Below are 22896 nucleotides of genomic sequence, written 5' to 3'. Positions count from 1 at the left end.
GCTCAGAATGCCTGTCCGATGCCGGCATAGATGCCGAAATGCGGATCGCCCGGATCGCGGTTGAGCGGCACGGCGGCGTCGATGCGCAGCGGCCCGAACGGAGTGACATAGCGCAGCCCGACACCGGCGCCGACCTTGACGTCGGCGAAATCGGGGACCGATTTGGTCGACACGGTGCCGGCATCGACGAATGGTACGATGCCGATCGTGTCGGTGATGGCGATGCGCATCTCTACCGAGGTTTCGAAGAAGGACAGACCGCCGATCGGCTGGCCGGTGAAATCCTTGGGGCCGATGCCCTGATAGGCATAGCCGCGCACCGAACCGCCGCCACCGGAATAGAAGCGCCGGTCCGCCGGCACGTGTTCGAGGCTGGTGCCGACGATCGAGCCGATGGCGACACGTTCGGCCAGCACGAACTTCGAAGCCGTATCCAGCGACTGATAAGCCGATCCCTCGCCCTTCAGCTTGAGGAAGGCCGCACCGCTCAAAATGTCGTAGCTCGGCTCGGCATAGGCCAGCACGCGGAAGCCGCTGGTAGGGTTCAGCCGGTTGTCCCTGTTGTCATAGACATATTGCAGCGGAATGCTGGCGATCAGATATTTGTGCTTGCCGAAAGCGTCGTGGATGCGGGAATAGTCGAGCGCCACCTCGGCCGAAACCGTTTGCTTCTTGGTCAGTTCGTAGGACAGGCCGGTGCTGCCCTTGACCGAGAAATGATCGTAGGCATCAGGATGTTCGAGCACGGTCTTGACGCTGGCGAAGAACTTCGATGCCGGCCCGATCACGCCCGGCTTTTCGAACATGATGCCGGCATTGTAATTGAGCTGGCTGAGGTCATTGCTGCCGATGCCGCTGATGGCGCCGTCGATGCGCAGCTTCTCGGCCCGGCCGAACAGGTTGCGGTGGCCCCAATAGCCTTCCAGGCCCAGCCCCTCGGTGTTGGAGAAGGTACCGCCGACGCCGAAATAACGCGGTTTGCGCTCGCTGACCTGGACGCCGATCGGAATGTTGCCCTCGGCATCGAGCGCGTCGGCTTCCTTGAACGTGACGCTGTTGAAAACCTCGAGTGCCAGCAACCGGTCGCGCGCGTCGCTGATCTCTTGCGGCGAATATTGCCGGCCGCGCTTGAGGCCGGTCATGTATTCGGTGAAGTCGCGATCGACCTTCTCGGTGCCTTCCACCGTGGTCGGGCCATAGCCGGCGACCGGCCCGGCGGCGACCGTCAGCGTCACATCGAGCGTCGAGGTGGCATGGTCGGCGACGATCTGGCGGTCGGTGACCTTGGCCAGCGGCCTGCCTTGCTCCTTCAGCGTCCGCACGATCAGCGCTTCGGCCTTGAGCACGGCGCCCGACCCGGCGTCGCCGCCTGATATCAGGCCGTAGTCGGCGCTCATCAGCCCCGCCGCGTCGCCCTCGAGGCGGATATTGCCCAAAGTGAATTTTGGCCCGCTGGCAATGTCGATGACCACTGGGACCGGTTGCGGCCCCTTGAATTCGGCATCCGGCGGCAAATCGTCGAGCGGCTTGCCGTCTATGGTGACGGTGACGACGCCTTCGTAGCGGGCGTCGGCATAGAGCGTGGCGACCAGCTGTTCGCGGTCGCCGCGTGCCTTGGCCATCAGTCCGAGCGAGCCGGAAACCGGACGCTCCTCGTCACTTTTCAGCGTCGAGGCGTTTTCGAGCTTCTTGACCAGATCCTTGTCGGCGTCGGGGGCATTGATGGTGACGGCATAGCGCATGGGGTCAACGATGTCGGCATCCTCGTCGCTGGACGATCCCCACAGCTTGATGCCGAAAAGCTCGAAAGCCGCCGCCGGCCACGATTCGGCGACCAGCGCGCTCGAGCACATCATGGCCAAAAGCAGGGCGCGCGGAAGCGCACGCCCTGGCGCGCGACCTCCTGACATCTGCTCTTCATGCGCCGGCATTAAGACAACCTAGGTTATAAAACTAAAATTGGAATGAAGTTCTGAAGCGCTCGTAAAGGGGCCACAATCCAATTGTCTGAAATAGGACGGGCTTGGAATTCACACCTTTTGCGTCGCCGCAAGAAAGCGTGATCCCCTGTCCTATGGAGGTACTACCGGTCATCGGCCGGAAAGGAAACCGTTGGCAGGCGGAACCCTGCCGCGTCCCTGTGTTGACAAGCCTGACTGAAGCTTGATCATGCCTGGACGTCAGCTGTGTCTGGAGGGGTGTTATGGCAATGCGCGCGGCTCGTGGTCTGTCGATTCTCATTCTTTTGTTGTTTGCCTGGGCCAATGTCTTGGCGTGGAGCGGTGTCGCGCAAGCGGCTGAAGCCCGGCGAATCGCGACAACGGACAATTCCGATTATTTCGGCTTTGATCTCAGGTCCGACCAGAATGTCACCCTCGACCAGTGCAAGACGACATGCCTTGGCGACCCGGCCTGCCGCGCCTTCACTTACAATAAAAAAGCCAAATGGTGCTTCCTCAAATCCGACTACAACCAGCTGAAAACCTTCAGTGGCGCGGTCGCCGGCAAGGTCGTCAACATCGATGGCGATCCTGATATCGGCGCGCCGCCGGAACTCGCCTTCTTCCCCAACTGGATGGCTGACCAGGCCCAGCAATACCGCAACAAGCTGCTCGGCCCGGCCTATGACAAGCCGACCGAAGGCATGGCCGCCTTGCTGAACGCAGCCGAACAGGCCGTGCTGACCGGCGACCATCGCTCCGCCATGCTGAAATACGAAGCCGCGGTCTCGGTGCTGCCCGACGATGGCCAGCTCTGGCTCAACCTGGCGCGTGAAACGCTGGCCGTTCAGCCCGCCGCCAACACATCCGAAGCGTCCACTTTGCCGACGAACGGTACTTCGGCCGCCTTCAACGCCTACAAATTGCTGCGCACCACCAAGACGCGCGCCGACGTGCTGGCGCTGCTCGGCAACGGCCTCGACAAGCGCGATCTCTACCGACCGGCGCTGCAGGCCTATGAGGCCAGCCTTGCCCTGAACCCTTCGCCGGCGGTCCAGGCCGACTATGCCGATCTCAAGGCCCGCAAGGGTTTCCGCGTCATCGACCACACCGTCGATGCCGACACCAGCGCGCCGCGCATCTGCGCCCAATTCTCCGAGGATCTGGTCAAGACCGGCGTCGACTACGCGCAGTTCGTCACCGTCGACAATGCGCCGCCCAAGGGCGTCGAGGCCAAGGACAAGCAGATCTGCGTCGAAGGGCTGGAGCACGGCCAGCACTACGACGTCACCTTCCGCGCCGGCCTGCCTGCCGCCATCGGCGAGGTGACCGCGGCTCCGGTGGTGCTGTCGATCTATGTCCAGGACCGCGCACCGTCCGCCCGCTTCACCGGCGACAGCTTCGTGCTGCCGGCCGGCGCGCGCCGTGGCATCCCGGTCGTCACCGTCAACATGAACGCCGCCGAAATGAAGCTCTACCGCATCGGCGATCGTTCGTTGGCGCAGCTTCTGTCGGGCTACCAGTTCCTGCACCAGCTCGACGGCTACGACATCTCCAACATTTCCGAGCAGATGGGCGCGCCGGTCTGGCAAGGTCAGCTCGACATCGCCAATGATCTCAACAAGGAGGTCACCACCTCCTTCCCGGTCGACGAGGCGGTGCCGCAGCGCAAGCCCGGCGTCTATGTGCTGACCGCCCAGGCCGTCAACGACAAGAGCGACGACTACAATTCGATGGCCACGCAATGGTTCGTCGTCTCCGACATCGGCCTGTCGACCTATACCGGCCAGGACGGGTTGAATGTCTTTGCCCGTTCGCTGGGCAGCGCCAAGCCGATCGCAGGCGCCGAACTGACCCTGGTTGCCAGGAACAATGAGGTTCTCGGCACGGCGACATCGGATGCCGACGGCCACGCCGTCTTCAACCCCGGGCTGACGCGCGGCGACGGCGGCATGGTGCCGGCCGTGCTGATGGCCAAGCAGGGCGACAACGACTTCGTCTTCCTCGACATGGGCCGGGCCGGCTTCGACCTGTCCGACCGCGGTGTCACCGGCCGCGCGGCGCCCGGTGCGCTTGACGTCTATGCCTGGACCGAACGCGGTATCTACCGCGCCGGCGAGGACGTTCATGTCGCCGCCCTTGCCCGCGACGGCGCCGCCAAGGCGGTTGAAAACCTGCCGCTGACCTTCATCTTCTCGCGTCCCGACGGCGTCGAGGACCGCCGCATCGTCAGCGACGGCGCCTCCGCCGGCGGCCATGCCGTCGACCTGCCGCTCGCACCCAACGCCATGCGCGGCACCTGGTCGGTGTCGATCTACACCGATCCCAAGCAGCCGGCGGTGGCCAGCCAGATGTTCCTGGTCGAGGATTTCGTGCCGGATCGCATTGAATTCGACATGAAGGCCGACAAGCAGGAGATCGCCCAGGGCGAAACCGCCAACATCAACATTGACGGCCGCTTCCTCTATGGCGCGCCGGCGGCAGGCCTGGCGCTGGAAGGCGAGTTGACGCTGTCAACGTCGCGCGACTGGGACCGTTTCCAAGGGTTCTCCTTCGGTCTCGCCGATGAACAGTCGGCCGAACCCACGGTCACCCCCCTCGCCGATCTGCCGGTGGTTGGCGATGACGGCAAGGTGACCTTCCCGGTCTCCGTCGAGCAGTTGCCCTCGACCACCAAGCTGGTCGACGCCAAGGTGACGGTCAGGATGCGCGAAACCGGCGGCCGCGCCATCGAGCGTTCGCTCAACATCGGCATCCGCCCGCAAGGCCATATGATCGGCATCCGCCCGGATTTCGCCGACAATGAAGTGCCGCAGGGCGGCACCGCCAAGTTCAGCCTGATCGCCGTCGATCCGGACGGCCAGCGCGAGGCGCTGAAAGGCGCGCAATGGACGCTGGTCAAGGTCGAACGCAATTACCAGTGGTACCGCTCCAACAATTCCTGGAACTACGAGCCGGTCACCTTCACCAAGTCGATCGCCAACGGCCAGGTCGACCTCAACGCCGACGGCGACGCAACCGTCTCCGTGCCGGTCGATTGGGGCCAGTACCGGCTCGAGGTCGAAACGTCCGATCCCGAGGGACCGGCGACCAGCTACGAGTTCGATGCCGGCTGGTATGTCTCCTCGACCACCACCGAAACGCCTGACGGCCTCGAAATCGCCCTCGACAAGGACACCTATGCCGCGGGCGAAGTGGCCAAGCTGAAAGTCTCGCCGCACTTTGCCGGCGAACTTCTGATCAACATCGGCTCCGACAAGCTGCTGAAGACCGTGACGGCAACTGTGCCGGCCGGCGGCAGCACGGTCGACATTCCGGTCGGCGACGACTGGGGCGCCGGCGCCTATGTCACCGCGACCCTGTTCCGGCCGGGCGAAGCGCAGGAAACGCGCATGCCGGCGCGCGCCATTGGAGTGAAATGGCTGAAGGTCGATCCGGGCTTGAAGAAGCTCGCCATCACCTTGACGCCGCCGGACAAGACCATGCCGCGCCAACAGCTGTCGATTCCGGTTTCCGTGGCCGGCGTGCAGCCGGGCAGCAATGCCTATGTCATGGTTGCCGCCGTCGACGTCGGCATCCTCAACCTGACCAACTACAAGGCGCCGGATCCGGAGAACTGGTTCTTCGGCCAGCGCATGCTGGGCATGGAAATCCGCGACATCTACGGTCGCCTGATCGATGGCTCGCTGGGCAACACTGGCAAGCTCAGGACGGGCGGCGACGGCGCCAACATGCAGGCGCAAGGCAGCCCGCCGACCGAAAAGCTGGTCGCCTTCTTCTCCGGCCCCGTCGAGCTCGATGCCGACGGCAAGGCGCGGATCGACTTCGACATCCCGCAGTTCAACGGCACCGTGCGCGTCATGGCCGTCGCCTGGACCAAGGAAGCGGTCGGCCACGCCCAGTCCGACGTGATCGTGCGCGATCCCGTCGTCATCACCGCCGGACTGCCGCGCTTCCTGGCGCCCGGTGACGCCGCCGTCATGCGCCTCGATGTCGCCGACACCGACGGTCCTGCCGGCGACTACGCCTTCTCGATCGAAACGACGGGCGACCTGTCGACGGGCGACAAGCCCCTGCCCCAGAAGCTGACGCTCGCCCAGGGCAAGCGCCAGACGCTGACCGTGCCGCTGATCGCACAGACGGCCGGCAATGCCTCGCTCACCATCAAGCTCGCCCATGCCGACGGCACCAAGGTCGAGCAGACGCTCTATGTGCCGGTGCGTCCGGCGCAATTGCCGGTCACCACCCGCCTGGTGGTCGACCTCAAGGGCAATGGCGGCGCGCTGCGCGTCGACAAGGAACTGCTGGCCGCCAGCCTGCTCGATGGCGCCTCCGTCAGCGTCGGCGTTTCGCAGGCCGCCGCCTTCGACGTGCCGTCGCTGTTGATGACGCTCGACCGCTACCCCTATGGTTGCGCCGAGCAGACCACCAGCCGCGCCATGCCGCTTCTCTACGTCAATGAGTTGGCATCCGGCATCGGCATGGCCAGTGATCCTGACATCCATGGCCGCATCCAGGACGCCATCTACAAGGTTCTGAGCTACCAGGCCTCGGCCGGCAGCTTCGGCCTGTGGGGTCCGGGCTCCGGCGATCTGTGGCTCGATGCCTATGTCACCGACTTCCTGACCAGGGCGCGCGAGCAGAAATACGACGTACCGAGCCTGGCGATGAACCAGGCGCTGAGCAATTTGCAGAACTCGCTCGGCTACGACCAGAGCGTACAGGACCGTGGCAGCGAGATCGCCTACGCCCTCTATGTTCTTGCCCGCAACAAGAAGGCCTCGATCGGCGATCTGCGCTACTATGCGGACACCCAGCTCGAAGCCTTCTCGAGCCCGATGGCCGTTGCCCAGCTGGCGGCGAGCCTGGCGCTCTACGGCGATACGCCACGCGCGGAATCGACCTTCAAGACCGCCCTGCAGCTTGCCAAGTCGACCACCGACTATGACTACTACCGCTCCGACTACGGCTCGCGGCTGCGTGACGGCGCGGCGATGCTGGCGCTGGCGGCGGAATCCAAGCCGGTGCCGACGATCGTGCCGGAGCTCATCAAGCTGGTGACCAGGGAACGCGCCGAAGCCCGCTGGACCACCACCCAGGACGAATCCTGGATGCTGCTGGCCGCCCGCGCGCTGAAGGAAGGCAATGATACGATCACGCTGACCGTCAATGGCACTGCGCATTCCGGCGGCTATTCCAACCAGGTCGACGGTTCTGACCTGGTCGACAGCCCGCTGACCATCGCCAACACCGGCAAGACCCCGCTGCAGGCCGTCGTCACCACGGTGGCGTCGCCGGTCCAGCCCTTGCCGGCCGGCGGCGACGGCTTCACCATCAGCCGCACCTACTACAAGCTCGATGGCACCGAAGCCAATGTCACCGAGGCGACGCAGAACGAACGCTATGTCGTCGTGCTCAAGGTCAACGAGCAGAACACATGGCCGTCGCGCCTGCTGGTCACCGACCTGCTGCCGGCCGGCTTCGAGATCGACAATCCCGGCCTGGTGTCCAGCGCCCAATTGACGAACTTCTCGTGGCTGGCGCAGACCGATGCGGCCCATCTCGAATTCCGCGACGACCGTTTCGTCGCGGCGTTCAACCCGGCCGACGGCGACCACGACCACAATTTGACCCTCGCCTATGTCGTGCGCGCGGTGACACCGGGCACCTACGCGCATCCGGCGGCAACGGTGGAAGACATGTACCGGCCGCAATACTCGGCCCGTACCGCCACCGGCATGATGGAGATCAAGGCGCCGTAAGGCGCCTTGGCGACTATGAACGTAAGGCCTGCGCTGCCCCTCATTGCCCTGCCGGGCATTTCTCCCCGTATAGTGACGGGGAGAAAGGGGCCTGCGCCGAAGCTTTCGCCAACTTTGAACGTTGCGGAAGTAGCGCCGATGCTTGCCACAGCTCCCTTCTCCCCGTCACTATACGGGGAGAAGGTGGCGGCAGGCGGATGAGGGGCAGCGCCATGCTCTCCAGAAAACTTCTCCGCCGTGCTGCCATAGCCGCAGCCTCCTGCGCCGGCATCCTTGCCCTCTCCGCCGCGTCCCTCTGGGAACTCGACCGCGCCTTCCCACCCCCGCTGCCAGCCGAACTCACGGTCTCGACCGAAGTGCAGGATCGCGATGGCCAACTGTTGCGCGCCTTCGCCACGCCGGACGGTTACTGGCGGCTGGAGACCCGGCTCGACCAGGTCGACAAGCAGTTCGTCGACATGCTGGTCACCTACGAAGACAAACGTTTCTGGGACCATGAGGGTGTCGACGTGCTGGCGCTGGCGCGCGCCGCCGGCCAGTTCGCCACCAGCGGCCACATCGTCTCCGGCGGCTCGACCCTGTCGATGCAGCTCGCCCGGCTGATCGAACCGCGCGAGAGCCGCAGCCTCGGCTCCAAGATCAAGCAGATGCTGCGCGCCATCCAGATCGAACGGCGGCTGTCCAAACGCGAGATCCTCGAACGCTACCTGACGCTGGCGCCCTATGGCGGCAATCTGGAAGGCGTGCGCGCCGCCTCGCTCGCCTATTTCGGCAAGGAGCCGAAGCGGCTCACCGTTTCCGAATCCGCGCTTCTCGTCGCTCTGCCGCAACTGCCGGAAAAGCGCCGGCCCGACCGCAATTTGAAGATCGCCCACGCCGCCCGCGACCGAGTGCTGACCCGCATGGTGTCCTCCGGCCTGCTCGGCGAGCGCGAGGCCGCACGTGCCGCCCTCGACGATGTGGCGGGCCTGCGCCGCACGCTGCCGGCGCTCGCCGCGCACGCCGCCTATGCGATGCTGCCCAAGGCCGTCCCCGGCCAGCCCTTGCAGCTGACCATCCGCAAGAGCGTCCAGGAAGGGCTGGAACAGGTGGCGAGGGACGCGGCCACCAAGCTTGGGCCTCGCCTGTCGGTCGCCATGGTGCTGGCCGACTCCCGCACCGGCGACATCCTCGGTGAAGTCGGCTCGGCCAATTTCTTCGATGCCAGCCGCTCCGGCTGGATCGACATGACCAAGATCGTCCGCTCGCCCGGCTCGACGCTGAAACCGTTCATCTACGGTCTGGCTTTCGAACAAGGCCTGGTGGCGCAGGAAACGCTGATCGACGACAGCCCCGTCGATTTCTCCGGCTACCGGCCGAAGAATTTCGACATGGGCTATCAGGGCGATGTCAGCATCCGGCAAGCGCTGCAACTGTCGCTCAACGTGCCGGCAATCCGCGTGCTCGACGCGGTCGGGCCAACGCGGCTGATGGCGCGCTTTCGCCAGGCCGGGGTAAACCCCATACTGCCGGTCAACGAGGCGCCAGGTCTGGCCATCGGCCTTGGCGGCGTTGGCGTGACACTGCGCGATCTCGTCCAGCTCTACACAGGGCTCGCCAATGGCGGCAAGACGCACACGCTGCATGACGGCACCGAGCCTGCCAACGCCGAGCGCACCAGCGCCACCATCCTCGATGGTCAGGCCAACTGGCAGATCATCGACATATTGTCGGGCGTCAAGCCGCCCGAGGGGGCCTTGCAGCGCGGCATCGCCTACAAGACTGGCACCTCCTATGGCTACCGCGACGCGTGGTCGGTCGGCTTCGACGGCCGCTATGTGCTGGGTGTCTGGGTCGGCCGCCCCGACGCCGGCGCGGTGCCCGGCCTGTCCGGCTACGTCTCGGCCGCCCCCATCCTGTTCGAGGGTTTTGTCCGCTCGGGCCTCGCCACCGTCCCCTTGCCGGGCAAGCCGCCCGGCCTGTTCAACCCCAGGCGCGAGGACCTGCCGGTGACGCTCGCCCGCTTCGGCGCCGGGTCTGACGGCCTGGTGCAGGCGACAGTGACCGAACCCGCACCGACCATCATCTTCCCGCCCGACGGCGCCCGCGTCGATCTCGGCACCAATTCGGCCGACGCCTCGCCGCTGGTGCTGAAGCTGCAAGGTGGCCGTGCGCCGTTCCGCTGGCTGGCCAATGGCAAGCCGCTGGTTGGCATCGACCGCCGCCGCACCGCCACCTGGCAACCCGACGGCGCCGGCTATTCGACGCTGACCGTCATCGACGCCGCGGGGCGTGCGGCCAGCGTCAAGGTGTTCGTCGAGTGAAAGTGTCCGTTGAATAGAATGCGCCAGGTGATTCAGCGCATTGGCTTTTGCGCGCTGATGCTTGCAGTCTTCGTTCCGCCGGCACATGCCGACGCCCTGCCCGCGGGCTTTGTCCGGCTCGCCGATGTCGACCCCTCGATCCGCCAGGACATCCGCTACGCCGGATCGGACAATTTTCTACATCGCAAGGTGAACGGCTATGAAGCGCCGGCCTGCATCCTTACCGAGCAGGCGGCAAAGGCACTCTCCGCGGTCCAGAAAGCGATCACAGCCAAAAGCCTGACCCTGGTGGTGTTCGATTGCTACCGCCCTGCCCGCGCCGTCGCCGACATGGGCGAATGGACAAAACAGGGCGGGCCGCCCGATCCGCAATGGTATCCGAAGGTCAAGCGCGGCGACCTCATCGCCGAGGGCTATGTCGGAGAACTGTCGACCCATTCACGTGGCTCGACCGTCGATGTCGCAATCGCCCAAACGGACCACAGGTCCAGCCCGAACCCGGCCTGCGGCGCCGTAGATGCCGACACGCTCGATTTCGGCGCCGGCTTCGACTGCTTCGACCCGATGAGCGAAACCGCCCACCACGGCCTCGCCGTTCAAGCGGCGGCAAACCGCAAGATGCTTGTCGACGCCATGCGAGCCGGCGGCTTCAAGAACTATGCGCGGGAATGGTGGCACTTCACGCTGACAAAAGAACCGTTCGCCAAGAAGCGTTTCGACTTCCCGATTTCCGCCGATTGAGGCGCCGGACTAAATTCCACACGGCCTTGCCTCGGCACTGCACATTTCTAGATAGGCTGGGTGACAGCCGCGGATTCTCCCCGGAGACGCGGGAGGAAAATATTTCTCCATACGACGAAAGATCGTCCAATATTTTCTCGAGAGGGGCAAAAAGGCAACATTGAATGCATCTTATTTCTACCAATTCGGTAGATTTGGCGTGGGTTCAACGGAGGCAGAAATGACCAAACCTCATTTCAGGAAACTGCTCGGCGCACTGGTCGCCACATCTGTCCAGTTCGGCACGCTCGGTTTCGCGTTTGCCGATACCACCATCCTCAACGTGTCCTACGATCCGACACGCGAGCTCTACAAGGCCTATGACGAAGCTTTCGTCGCCCACTGGAAGGCCGAGACCGGCGAGACGGTCACCGTCCAGCAGTCGCATGGCGGATCGGGCGCCCAGGCCCGCGCCGTGATCGATGGCCTGGATGCCGATGTGGTGACGCTGGCACTCGAAGGCGACATCAATGCGATCGTCTCGAAGTCGAAGAAGATCAATCCCGACTGGCGCAAGAAATTCGAAAACAATTCAGCGCCTTACACATCGACCATCATCTTCCTCGTCCGCAAGGGCAATCCCAAGGGCATCCACGACTGGAGCGACCTCGTCAAGGACGGCGTCCAGGTGATCACGCCCAATCCCAAGACCTCCGGCGGTGCACGCTGGAACTACCTCGCCGCCTGGGCTTACGCCAACGCCAATGACGGCGGCGACGAGGCCAAGAACAAGGAATTCGTCGGCAAGCTCTACGCCAATGCCCCGGTGCTCGACACCGGCGCGCGCGGCTCGACCGTGACCTTCGCGCAAAAGGGCATCGGCGATGTGCTGATCGGCTGGGAAAACGATGCCTATCTGGCGCTCGACGAATTCGGCGCCGACAATTTCGAAATCGTCTACCCGCCGACATCGATCCTGGCCGAGCCGCCGGTGGCGATTGTCGACGCCAATGTCGACGCCAAGGGCACGCGCAAGGTCGCCGAAGCCTATCTCGGCTGGCTCTATTCCAAGGAAGCGCAGACGATCATCGCCAAGAACCACTATCGTCCGGCCAAGCCCGAACTCGTGGCTCCGGCGGATCTGCCCAAGACACCTGAAATCAAGCTGATCTCCATCGACGATCCGCTTTTTGGCGGCTGGAAGAAGGCACAGCCTTATCATTTCGGCGATGGTGGTATATTCGACCAGATCTACAAGCCGGCCCAGTGAGCTAAATCTAGATCAGGACGATATGACCACAGCACCCGCGCATGCGGGGTGGCGGTTCAGACAGCCGAGTGTCATTCCGGGTTTCGGATTGACGCTCGGCTTCTCGCTTGCCTACCTCACCCTCATCATCCTCATCCCGCTGTCCGGGCTGATCTGGCGCTCGGCCGCCCTTGGCTGGCCTGAGTTCTGGGCGATCGCAACCGACCGTCGCACCATCAACGCGCTTGAAATCAGCTTCGGCACCGCCTTCATCGCGGCTGCCGTCAACGTCGTCTTCGGCACCCTCGTCGCCTGGGTGCTGGTGCGCTACCGATTTCCCGGCCGCCGCATCGTCGATGCCATGGTCGATCTGCCCTTCGCGCTGCCGACGGCGGTGGCCGGCATCGCGCTGACCACGCTCTACGCGCCGAACGGCTGGATCGGCAAATTGCTGATGCCGCTTGGCGTCAAGGTCGCCTATACGCCGCTCGGCATCGTCATCGCGCTGATCTTCATCGGCCTGCCCTTCGTCGTGCGCACCGTGCAGCCAATCATGGAGGAGATCGACAAGGAGGTGGAGGAAGCCGCCGCCACGCTTGGCGCCAGCCGCTTCCAGATCATCACCCGCATCCTGTTTCCGGGCCTGGCGCCGGCCATCACCACCGGCTTTTCGCTGGCCTTCGCACGCGGCGTCGGCGAATACGGCTCGGTCATCTTCATCGCCGGCAATTTGCCCTACAAATCCGAGATCGCGCCGCTTCTGATCGTCATCCGGCTGGAGGAGTACAATTATCCGGCAGCGACCGCGATCGCGGCGATCATGCTGTTTTTGTCGTTCCTGATGCTTTTGATCGTCAATCTCGCACAGTCATGGAGCCGCAAGCGCTATGGCTGATCCCGAGATCAAATCCTACGCACCGCATCACGAGAGCCGCTCGGCGGCGGTGACCGAGAGCCGGCCGGCGCAAGCCGTCCTGATGGCCATCGTCTTCGCCTTCCTTGGCATCTTCCTGCTCCTGCCGCTGATCATCGTCTTCCACGAGGCGCTGGCAAAAGGCGTCAGTGCCTATACGCAGTCGCTGAGTGACGCCGACACGCGCTCGGCGATCCGGCTGACGCTGCTGGTGGCGGCGATCTCGGTGCCGCTCAACATTGTCTTCGGCATCTCCGCCGCCTGGGCGATCGCCAAGTTCGAGTTCAAGGGCAAGGCCTTCCTGACCACGCTGATCGACCTGCCCTTCTCGGTCTCGCCGGTCATATCGGGCCTCGTCTATGTGCTTTTGTTCGGCGCCCAGGGGCTGCTCGGCGGCTGGCTGAAAGCGCATGGCATCGTCATCCTGTTTGCTGTGCCGGGCATCGTGCTGGCCACCGTCTTCGTCACCTTCCCCTTCGTCGCCCGCGAGTTGATCCCGCTGATGCAGGAGCAGGGCAATGGCGACGAGGAGGCAGCACTCTCGCTTGGCGCCAATGGCTGGCAGACCTTCTGGTACGTGACCTTGCCCAACGTCAAATGGGGGCTGCTCTACGGCGTGCTCCTGTGCAATGCGCGCGCCATGGGCGAGTTCGGCGCGGTCTCGGTGGTGTCGGGCCACATACGCGGCCTAACCAACACCATGCCGCTGCATGTCGAAATCCTCTATAACGAGTACAACGCCGTCGGCGCTTTCGCCGTCGCTTCATTGCTTGCGGGCCTGGCGCTCGTCACGCTGGTCTTGAAAACACTTCTCGAGATGCGCTACGGCGCCGAGATCGCCGCGACACGCGGGCACTAGAAGGTTCTGTAGATGGAAGTTCGCGTTGCCAACGTGCGCAAGGAATTTGACCGGTTTCCGGCCCTCCACGACGTGTCGCTCGACATCAAGTCGGGCGAGCTGATCGCGTTGCTGGGGCCGTCCGGCTCCGGCAAGACGACGCTGCTCAGGCTCATCGCCGGGCTGGAGCGGCCGACGCGGGGAAATATCTTCTTCGGCGACGAGGACGCCTCGCACAAGTCGATCCAGGATCGCAATGTCGGCTTTGTCTTCCAGCACTATGCGCTGTTCCGGCACATGACGGTGGCCGACAATATCGGCTTCGGCCTGAAGGTCCGGCACGGGCCGTCGCGCCCGCCGGCGCAGGAAATCCGCCGCCGCGCCTCCGAGCTTCTCGACCTTGTCCAGCTGTCGGGGCTGGAGAAGCGCTATCCGGCGCAGCTTTCCGGCGGCCAGCGGCAGCGCGTGGCGCTGGCGCGCGCCATGGCGATCGAACCCAAGGTGCTGCTGCTCGACGAGCCGTTCGGCGCGCTTGACGCGCAGGTGCGCCGGGAATTGCGCCGCTGGCTGCGCGAAATCCATGACGCCACCGGCCACACCACCGTCTTCGTCACCCACGACCAGGAAGAGGCGCTGGAGCTTGCCGACCGCGTCGTGGTGATGAGCCAGGGCCGCATCGAGCAGGTCGGCACCGCCGACGACATCTACGACACACCGAACTCGCCCTTCGTCTACGGTTTCATCGGTGAATCGAGCTCGCTTCCCGTTAAGGTCGAGAATGGCGAGATCTGGCTCGCCGACCGCCCGATCGGGCTTGCCGCTCCCAACGAGCCCTCGGGCGATGCGGTGCTCTACTTCCGCCCGCACGATGTCGAATTGCTGGACGGCTGCAGCGGCTGCATCGCCGGCACGGTCGCTGCCAGCCGCCGCGTCGCCGGCACGCGCCGGGTCGAGCTTGAGATCGGCGGTGAGCGCCAGCGGGTCGAAATCGAACTGCCGGTCGACCATCCGGCGGCGCAGAAAAGCCGGGTGGCGTTCCGCCCCGGACGCTGGAAGCTTTTTCCGGCGGCTTAGCCACAAGAAGAACATCCCGGCCTGGTGGCGGTCGCCTCTTTCGGGCTGAGCGACGTCAACTACTCTTTCAGCGCGCCTTTTAGTGACAGCACCAAGGTCATCGGGTTTTTCGGGGAAGCCGCGAAGCCATAGTGCTCATAAAAGGCTTTCGCTTCATCCGATATGGCATGAACAAAAATGCCACGAATACCGAGGATCGTCGCGGCGTGACCTGCCCGCAAAACGGCGTCTTGCAGCAGCGCGGCACCCAGCCCCTTTCCTTGCCAGCCCGCATCGACGGCAAGACGCCCGAGCACAACCATCGGAGTGGGATCAGGCATGTTGCGGCGAATGGCGCCGGGTGCCTGCGCGAGATCAAGCCCGCCCGAAGAGAGACAGTAGTAAGCGACAACGCGCGCACCTTCCGCGACCACATAGGTGCGCGACGCGCCGCTGACCTGGTTGGCCCGCGCCCTGCGGCGAAGCCATTGGTCGAGAGTTTCCGTCCCGCTTTGGAAAAGGTCGAGATCGTGGTTTTCGGCCAGAGGCGTGGGCGCTGATAGCATCACCCCTGCCACGGCCTGGGCACGTTCATAAGGCGTGCAAAACCTTCACCGTTCGGCGGTTCATCGAGGATGTCGAGATAGTGCCGGTAGCTCTCCGGATCCACCTTGATCAGTGCCTGGTCGAGCAGCGTGTCCTCTGCAGCACGGTAGGCGGCATCGATCATAAAGTCGGAGCGGGTTTTCCCGCGTATTTTCGCGGCGCGGTCAATCAGTATGCGCATGTCCTCGCGGATGCGCAGATTGACAGGTTTGGCGTGTGTCGCGGGTGCGGTCTTTGTCATGAAAAACTCCTGTACCAATCATAGCACATTCGCATACACAATGTGTATCTACGCTCCCTGAAAGAAAATCCTACGAATCGTCTATTTCGGCAACGGTTTTTCCAGGAACGAGCGCTAAGCCCTGAACCTATGCCTCGTCGTGCGCCCTGCGCCACGGCTATGGTTCGACCATAAACGCATTGCATCGGAGCCTGTTTTCATGAAGCGATTTTTCCTCGGGCTTGCCGCCGTCGCCGGCCTGGTCCTCGCATCCTCCCAAGCCTGGTCGGCCGACAAATTGCTCAACGCATCCTATGACGTCGGCCGCGAACTGTTCGTGCAGGTCAACAAGGCCTTCGTCGCGCAGCATCCGGGCGTCACCGTCGATCAGTCGCATGCAGGCACTTCGGCGCAGGCGCGCGCCATCGCCGAAGGCCTCGGCGCCGATGTCGTCACCTTCAACCAGGTCACCGACATCGACTTCCTGGTCAAGAAGGGGCTCGTCTCAGCCGACTGGCAGAAGGATTTCGCCAACAACGCCTCGCCCTTCTATTCGCTGCCTTCGTTCCTTGTCCGCGCGGGCAACCCCAAGCATATCAAGGACTGGAACGATCTCGTGCGCGACGACGTGCAGGTGATCTTCCCCAACCCGAAGACATCAGGCAATGCGCGCTACACCTATCTGGCGGCAACCGCCTACGCCAAGGAAGCCTTCAAGGGCGACGACGCCAAGGTGAAGGCGTTCATCACCAAGCTGTTCAACAACGTGCCGATCTTCGACACTGGCGGACGCGCGGCGACCACCACCTTCGTGCAGCGCGAGATCGGTGACGTGCTGATCACCTTCGAGTCTGAAACACGCGGCATCCGCAAGGAGTATGGCGACGACAAGTTCGAGCAGGTCACGCCGACGGTCAGCCTGCTGGCCGAATTCCCGGTCGCGATCGTCGACAAGGTCGCCGACGAGCATGGTACGCGCGACCTGGCCAAGACCTATCTCGACTTCCTCTACACACCGGAAGGCCAGGACATCGCTGCCCGCAACGGCCTCAGAGCCCGCGACGCCGCGGTGGCGGCGAAATACAAGGCCGACTTCCCCGATATCCGGCTGCTGACGGTGGAAGACGTCTTCGGCGGCTGGGACAAGGTGCAGAAGGAGCATTTCGCGGCCGGCGGCCTGCTCGACCAGACCTACGGAAGCCGCTGAAGCAGCATTGTCTGGAATAGACGGGAAAGCCGGCGCTTTTTGCCGGCTTTTTTCGTTTTGTGCGCCGGAAACCCGGTCTTCAGCCGAATATCGGCACCGTCCGTGCCAAACGTTACAAAGAATCAACGCGTTTGTGCCTAACGTGCCATCCGGCGGCTTGTTTTCGCGAAACATCATCGCGCGGCGAAAACGTCATTATTTGCACACAAACAGTCGCCAGATGCGAGTGGTTGGGGCTTCAATGGGTTGATCTGGGCATGCTGACAAAAAAGGCAAATACGGCCTCAAGGCCCTCGTGCATCTGTCCGGCCTGCCGGTCGGCCAATTGGCCTTCGTCAACGATATCGCGGTGGCCAACAACATTCCGAAGAAATTCCTCGATGCCATCCTGGGCGAGCTGCGCAATGCCGGCTTCGTCCAGAGCCGCAAGGGCAAGGAAGGCGGCTATCGCCTCGCCCGGCCGGCCTCCGAAATCAAGATCGGCCATGTCGTGCGCGTGCTTGACGGGCCGCTGGCGCCGATCCCCTGCGCCAGCCGCACGCAGTATCAGCGCTGTGACGACTGCGACGAGGCGACCTGCCAGGTCCGGCACATGATGCTGGAGGTGCGGCAGGCGATCGCCGAAGTGCTGGACAATCGCAGCCTCGCCGCCATGCGCGATGCCGACAATGATGATTTTCCGGTCGAGCTGACGTCGCAGATCTGAACCACTGACGCGCGTTTGCCATCGCAAGGTTGCGCGGCCCATGCCGACGCAGTAAAGCGGGGTTCGAAGAACGGGCTGGACCGATGAGGCTGTCGTGGTTCGCAAAATCCCGCAAGGCCGCCCGCAAGCCGCCATCGGCAGCCAGTTTCCGCACTGAAATCATCGCCGACGTGTTTGTCCCGGACCGGGCGGAAGATGTGCGCTTTTTCAGCCGCAAACTGGATCGCCCCGGCCGGCTTCGCCGCTTTTCCAACAAGGACCTCCGCGAAAGCCTGCTGTCCCTCTTCTATCTGATGGTGGCAGTGGCCCTGCCGGTGAGATGGTGGAGCCCGATCTGCGGCCGCGTGTCCAGGTTTCGCCTGAAGCGCCATATGCGCAAGGAGTTTCCCGCCTACGCTGCCGCCACACGCGCGGTGCTTGGCGACGCCACCGATGCACGCAAGCTGTTCGAGGGATTGCTGGCGGCGCGCCATCGCCGCCGTCTGCAGCTCGCCGCGCATCTGGTGGCAGGCCGCTGGTCTCCGGCGATCCGGCTGGAGGGGCTGGACGGGCTGCAGTCGGCCTTGCGGCAGGGCCACGGCGCGATCCTCTGGTGCGACCAGTTCACCGCCCAGACCATCATCGGCAAGCGCGCTTTGTACGAAGCCGGCATCGAGGCGCATCAGGTGAGCGTCCACACCCACGGCATTTCCGAAACGGCGTTCGGCCTGCGTTTCCTCAACCCGCCGCTGATCGATGTCGAGAACCGGTTCCTGAAAAGCCGGGTCTCCTTTGATCGCGACGACGCCTATCAGGTCACCATCCGCATCCAGAAGGTCCTGAAGCAGAATGGCGTGGTGATGATGACCAACACCATCCATGCCGGCACGACCTTCACGGAGGCCGCCATCGGCGAATGCGGCTGGACCCACCTCGCCTCGGCGCCGGCGAATTTCGCCGCCAGGGGCAGGACGGCGCTGTTTGCCATGTCGACCTTCGAAGTGGTTCCCTTCATCGAGTACCGTGCCGTGCTCAGCCCCGCGCTGACGCCGGAAGCGTCAGTCACCCCGGCAAACGACATGGTCAGGGATGGCACCAAGAACATGGCCGTGCAGGCGCACTACATCCTGCTCAAGCGCGACCGCCTGCTGGAGGCACTGACGCTCTACCCCGAGCAGATGATGACGTGGTCCCGTCGGCAGCGGCTGACCGAGGCTCAGGGCAGCACCGGCATCGGCACCGATGAAGGCTCATGACCGGCGCGTCTGGCGGATCGCGGCAGCGACGACTTCACCGACCGGGCGTGTCGCATCGAACGTCAGGGCCTGCTCATCCGCTGCCGGCGGCTCGAGGATGGCGAACTGGCTGTCGACCAGGCTCGCCGGCATGAAGTGGCCCTTGCGGTTGCCGACGCGTCGCTTGGCCGTGGCGGGGTCGATCTTCAGATAAAGGAAGAGGATCCGCGGGCAGAAGCCGCTCAGCCGGTCGCGGTAGCTGCGCTTCAGTGCCGAGCAGGCGGCGACCACGCCTTCGCCCTTCCCCACCGACGCCGCGATGCGCTCGCCGATCGCGTCGAGCCAGCCCTCACGCAGTTGATCGGTGAGAGGCTCGCCGCTTGCCATGCGCGCGACGTTTTCCGGCGGGTGCAGCCTGTCACCCTCGATAAAGGTAACGCCCAGCGCGGCCGCCAGCGCGACACCGACGGCCGACTTGCCGCAGCCGGCGACGCCCATCACCACGATGGCCGGAGGCACCGAGCCGAGAGCGCCCGTTGGCGCCTGTGCTGCCTTTTCGTCCACTGTCAGCGGCTTGCCGGCGCGCGGCCGTAGAGGAGCAGCATGGCGACGATGACGACGCCGTAGATGATCTGTCGCCCCGCCTCCGGCATCTGCATGACCGACAGGATGGATTGCAGCAGCGTGATCAGGATGACACCGGCGACTGTGCCGAGATACGAGCCGCGCCCGCCCAGGATCGAGGTGCCGCCAAGCACGACAGCGGCGATCGATGGCAGCAGATAGGCATCACCCATCGACTGCGCCGCCTTGGAGGCATAGCCGGCGAGCAGCACCCCGCCGAAAGCGGAGAGCCCGCCGGAGACGGCGAAGGCGATCATCACCACACGCCGTGTGTCGATGCCGGAGAGATAGGCGGCGCGCTCGCGGTTGCCGATGCCATAGACGGTGCGGCCGAAGCTGGTGCGGGTCAGCACGAACACCATTGCAGCGCCGATCAGTGCCCAGATGATGACCGCGTTGGGCACGCCCGGAATGGTGAAGCCGGTCGCCAGGTAGCGCATCGCGCCCGTCGCCGAATCCTGCGGCGAGAAGCCGCCCGTGTAGACGACCATCAGCCCTTGCGCGACGGCATTGGTGGCCAGCGTGATGATCATCGAGGGGATGCGCAGATAGGCGACGCCGATGCCGTTGACGACGCCGATCAGCATGCCGCAGAAAATGCCGAACGGAATGGCCAGTGCCACGCCAAGCGGACCATAGGCGGCCGCAGCGCAGGCCATCATGGCGCCTACCGCCACCGACCACGGCACCGACAGGTCTATCTGGCCGAGCAGGATGACCAGCATCATGCCGGTGGCGATGACGCCGAGGAACGAGGCCACCTTGAGCTGCTGCAGAAGATATTCAGGCGACAGGAAGCTTCTGGAATAGAGGCTGCCCAGGAACAGCAACAGCACGATGCAGGCAAAGGCCGTCAGCACCGCCGGATCGGCGCGGCGGATGAATTTTGGCATGCGGCCGGCAATGCCGCCGTCGCTCTTCCCAACCATCGGCGTCGTTTCGCTCACAGGAACCACTCCAGCCGGTTGCGGACCCGAAACAAGGCGAAGGCGCCGAGGCTGACCGCGACCAGCAGGATAACGCCCTGGAACAGCGGCTGCCAGAGCGGATCGAAATCGAAGACGAAGAGCAGGTCGCCGATGGTGCGGAAGGCCAGTGCGCCGAAGATCGCGCCGATGGCGCTGCCCTTGCCGCCGAACAGCGAGACGCCGCCGAGCACGACGGCGGCAATCGAGAACAGCGTGTAGGCGTTGCCGCTGGCATAGGCCGCGTCACCCGTATAGGTGAAGAATGTCAGGAACAGCCCGCCGATCGCGGCGAGCAGCCCGGCAAGCGCGTAGGCGGCGAACTTGCCACGCCGGATCGGCACGCCGGACATATAGGCCGCCATCTCCGAAGAACCGGCCGCGTACGCCGCGCGGCCGAGCACCGAGCGGCTGAACGGCACCCAGACGACGAGCACCACGGCCAGCAGCACCACCAGGCTCGCCGGCACCACGCCGAACAGCCGCCCGGTCAGCGCGTCGGCGAGGTCCTCGTTGACCGAACCGCCTGGAAAGGGTCGCAGCAACAGCGCGATGCCGAAATAGACAGCACCCGTGGCGATGGTGGCGACAATCGGCTGCAGGCGTCCATAGATGACGATGGCACCGTTGATCGCCCCGCACAGCAATCCGGTGCCAAGCACCGCAATGACCCCGAACGCGGTTTCGATGCCGGTACCGATGACCAGCCACGAAGCCAGGCAATTGGTCAGCGTGAAGATCATGCCAACGGAAAGGTCGATGCCGGCGGTGATCACCACCAGCGTCTGGGCCATCGCCACAAAGGCGAGCAGCACGCCCTTGTTCGAGGCTGTCTGCACGACGTTGGCGGTGAAGCCGGCCGGATGGTTCGAGGTGTAGATGACGAACATGACGATGAAGATGCCGAACGCCAGCAGCGTTCCGCGCTGCTCGGCCAGCCAGTAGCGCCAATCTTTCACGCACTTGCTCCCAGGCCCACCGGGCTCTCCTCGCCATGGATGTTGAGCGCACTTGATATCAGCGCCCGTTCGGTGATCTCCGCGCCGACCAGCTCGCGCTTGACCGCCCCGTCATAGAGCACCAGCACCCGGTCGCAGCAGCCGATCAGTTCGTCATAGTCGGTCGAATAAAACAGGATCGCCGCACCCGCGTCGGCGAGCTTGCGCATCAGCTGGTAGAGCTCCTGCTTGGTGCCGACATCGATGCCGCGCGTCGGATCGTTGAGAAGGATGATGCGCGGCTGCCGCATCAGCCATTTGGCGATGACCACCTTCTGCTGGTTGCCGCCAGACAGTGCGCCGACCGGGATGTCGAGGCCGGCCGTCTTGATCGCCAAAAGGCCTACCATGTCGTCGATCAGCCGCTGTTCGGCGGCGCGGTCGATGATGCCGGCTTTCGACAGCCGGTCGAGGGCTGCGAAGGACAGGTTCTCGCGCACCGTCATCGGCAACATCAAGCCTTCGGTCTTGCGGTCCTCGGGAATGAGCGCCATGCCGATGCGGTCATCGCGCGCGGCGGCGGGGCTGGCGATCGCCGCCGGCTTGCCGTCGATCAGTATCTGGCCGCCGAGGCCGCGCAGCACACCGAAGAAGGCGAGCAGCAATTCGCGCTGACCCTGGCCATCGAGGCCGCCGAGGCCGACCACTTCGCCTGCCCTGACGATCAGCGAGATGTCGTGCAGCCGGTCGGCCCAGGAGAGCTTGCGGGCCTCGAGCCTGGGAGCTGCGGTGGCAGGCACGGCCGCCGGCTTGAGCGGAAAGATATGGCTGTATTCGCGCCCGATCATCAGTTCGACGACTTCGTCGTCGCTCTTTGTGCCTGCCTTGTAGCTGGCGACATTGCGGCCGTTGCGAAACACGGTGCAGTGGTCGGCAAGCTCGGCGATCTCGTTCATGCGGTGCGAGATGTAAAGCAGCGCCAGCCCTTCCGAGCGCAATCGCTTGAGCACGCTGAAGATCTTGGCGACGTCGGTCGCGGTCAGTGCCGAGGTCGCCTCGTCGAGGATCAGAATGCGTGGCTTCCTGGCCAGCGCCTTGGCGATCTCCACCATTTGGCGGCGCGACAGCGGCAGGTCCTTGACCAGCGCCAGCGGGTGGATGTCGGCGGCGCCCGCGCGTGCCAGCGCCTCCTCGGCGATGCGGCGCTGCGCCCTGCGGTCGATCATGCCAAAACGCTTCGGCGGATCGGAAATGACAATGTTGTCGGCAACGCTGAGTTCGGGAACCAGCGACAGTTCCTGGAAGATGCAGACGATGCCGGCTTTGTTCGCCGCGCCTGGCGAGGCGAACGTCACCTCGCGTCCATCCAGCATCATGCGGCCTTCGTCGGGCGCGACGACGCCCGCCATGACCTTGATCAGTGTCGATTTGCCGGCGCCGTTTTCGCCGAGAATGGCGTGAATGCTGCCGGATGAGACCGAAAGCTCGGCCTTTTCCAACGCCCGCACACCACCATAGCGCTTGGATATGCCCTCCATCCGGAAGAGCGGAACCATACCGTCCATCGGCCCTCCCGAGGCACTTTGACGACCAGGGATATCGAGTGGCCGGCGCCGCGGGAGATCCCGCGGCGCCTGT

17 protein-coding genes are annotated in these 22896 nt (G+C 64.3%); 10 read left to right on the top strand and 7 right to left on the bottom strand.

Translation table 11 applies throughout. The features are described 5' to 3' along the window. Positions 1-2: 2 nt before the first annotated feature. Positions 3-1931: an outer membrane protein assembly factor gene (locus HB777_07625; GenBank protein QND63783.1), complete on the bottom strand. Its 1929-nt coding sequence runs from the start codon at positions 1929-1931 to the stop codon at positions 3-5. A 272-nt stretch (positions 1932-2203) separates the two neighbouring features. Here HB777_07625 and HB777_07620 point away from each other — a divergent pair, with 272 nt between their 5' ends. From HB777_07620 to HB777_07590, 7 genes are all read left to right on the top strand, one after another. After that, the gene (locus HB777_07620) at positions 2204-7702 is read left to right on the top strand and encodes a hypothetical protein (GenBank protein ID QND63782.1); all 5499 of its coding nucleotides are present in this window, start codon (positions 2204-2206) and stop codon (positions 7700-7702) included. A gap of 197 nt (positions 7703-7899) precedes the next feature. Further along, the gene (gene pbpC / locus HB777_07615) at positions 7900-10005 is read left to right on the top strand and encodes a penicillin-binding protein 1C (GenBank protein ID QND63781.1); all 2106 of its coding nucleotides are present in this window, start codon (positions 7900-7902) and stop codon (positions 10003-10005) included. A gap of 18 nt (positions 10006-10023) precedes the next feature. After that, entirely contained in the window at positions 10024-10746 is a 723-nt protein-coding gene (locus HB777_07610) for a M15 family metallopeptidase (GenBank protein ID QND63780.1), read from the top strand. A 220-nt stretch (positions 10747-10966) separates the two neighbouring features. After that, positions 10967-11995 carry a sulfate ABC transporter substrate-binding protein gene (locus HB777_07605; protein ID QND63779.1) on the top strand — a complete coding sequence of 343 codons (1029 nt, stop codon included), beginning with the start codon at positions 10967-10969 and terminating at the stop codon, positions 11993-11995. 22 nt (positions 11996-12017) lie between these two features. Beyond that, positions 12018-12869 carry a sulfate ABC transporter permease subunit CysT gene (gene cysT / locus HB777_07600; GenBank protein ID QND63778.1) on the top strand — a complete coding sequence of 284 codons (852 nt, stop codon included), beginning with the start codon at positions 12018-12020 and terminating at the stop codon, positions 12867-12869. Further along, positions 12862-13746, top strand: coding sequence for a sulfate ABC transporter permease subunit CysW (gene cysW, locus HB777_07595; GenBank protein ID QND63777.1), 885 nt, complete (start codon positions 12862-12864; stop codon positions 13744-13746). Before cysT ends, cysW begins: the two co-directional genes overlap by 8 nt. A 12-nt stretch (positions 13747-13758) precedes the next feature. Beyond that, positions 13759-14799 (top strand): sulfate/molybdate ABC transporter ATP-binding protein, encoded by a 1041-nt coding sequence (locus tag HB777_07590; protein ID QND63776.1) that lies wholly within the window; start codon positions 13759-13761, stop codon positions 14797-14799. 59 nt (positions 14800-14858) lie between these two features. Here HB777_07590 and HB777_07585 read toward each other — a convergent pair whose 3' ends face one another. Continuing rightward, entirely contained in the window at positions 14859-15344 is a 486-nt protein-coding gene (locus HB777_07585) for a GNAT family N-acetyltransferase (GenBank protein QND63775.1), read from the bottom strand. Next, positions 15344-15625 (bottom strand): DUF1778 domain-containing protein, encoded by a 282-nt coding sequence (locus HB777_07580; protein ID QND63774.1) that lies wholly within the window; start codon positions 15623-15625, stop codon positions 15344-15346. The genes HB777_07585 and HB777_07580 overlap by 1 nt, the downstream gene beginning before the upstream one ends. A gap of 199 nt (positions 15626-15824) precedes the next feature. Between HB777_07580 and HB777_07575 the strand changes: the two genes are divergently transcribed. The 3 genes from HB777_07575 to HB777_07565 all read left to right on the top strand — a co-directional run bounded on the left by HB777_07575 (position 15825) and on the right by HB777_07565 (position 18752). After that, on the top strand, positions 15825-16811 hold the full coding sequence (locus HB777_07575) for a sulfate ABC transporter substrate-binding protein (GenBank protein QND63773.1): 987 nt from the start codon (positions 15825-15827) through the stop codon (positions 16809-16811). Between the two features lie 295 nt (positions 16812-17106). After that, positions 17107-17517, top strand: a complete 411-nt coding sequence (locus HB777_07570; protein QND63772.1) for an Rrf2 family transcriptional regulator — start codon at positions 17107-17109, stop codon at positions 17515-17517. A gap of 83 nt (positions 17518-17600) precedes the next feature. Continuing rightward, positions 17601-18752 carry a hypothetical protein gene (locus HB777_07565; protein QND63771.1) on the top strand — a complete coding sequence of 384 codons (1152 nt, stop codon included), beginning with the start codon at positions 17601-17603 and terminating at the stop codon, positions 18750-18752. On the opposite strand, the gene HB777_07560 is transcribed toward HB777_07565, so the two are convergent. From HB777_07560 to HB777_07545, 4 genes are read right to left on the bottom strand one after another with little or no spacing between them, the layout of a single operon-like run. After that, positions 18747-19295, bottom strand: a complete 549-nt coding sequence (locus HB777_07560) for a gluconokinase (protein QND63770.1) — start codon at positions 19293-19295, stop codon at positions 18747-18749. The two genes, HB777_07565 and HB777_07560, sit on opposite strands and share 6 nt — an antisense overlap. Before the next feature lie 2 nt (positions 19296-19297). Beyond that, entirely contained in the window at positions 19298-20284 is a 987-nt protein-coding gene (locus HB777_07555) for an ABC transporter permease (protein ID QND68703.1), read from the bottom strand. Positions 20285-20298: 14 nt separating this feature from the next. Further along, complete coding sequence (locus tag HB777_07550) at positions 20299-21279, bottom strand: ABC transporter permease (GenBank protein ID QND63769.1); 981 nt, start codon at positions 21277-21279, stop codon at positions 20299-20301. Continuing rightward, on the bottom strand, positions 21276-22823 hold the full coding sequence (locus tag HB777_07545) for a sugar ABC transporter ATP-binding protein (GenBank protein ID QND63768.1): 1548 nt from the start codon (positions 22821-22823) through the stop codon (positions 21276-21278). Before HB777_07545 ends, HB777_07550 begins: the two co-directional genes overlap by 4 nt. Between the last annotated feature and the right edge of the window lie 73 nt (positions 22824-22896).

The organism is Mesorhizobium loti, assembly GCA_014189435.1.
GTDB classification, from domain to species: Bacteria; Pseudomonadota; Alphaproteobacteria; order Rhizobiales; family Rhizobiaceae; genus Mesorhizobium; species Mesorhizobium loti_G.
The sequence above is the reverse complement of the archived record's forward strand: the minus strand, read 5'-3'. Positions and strand labels throughout refer to the sequence as shown.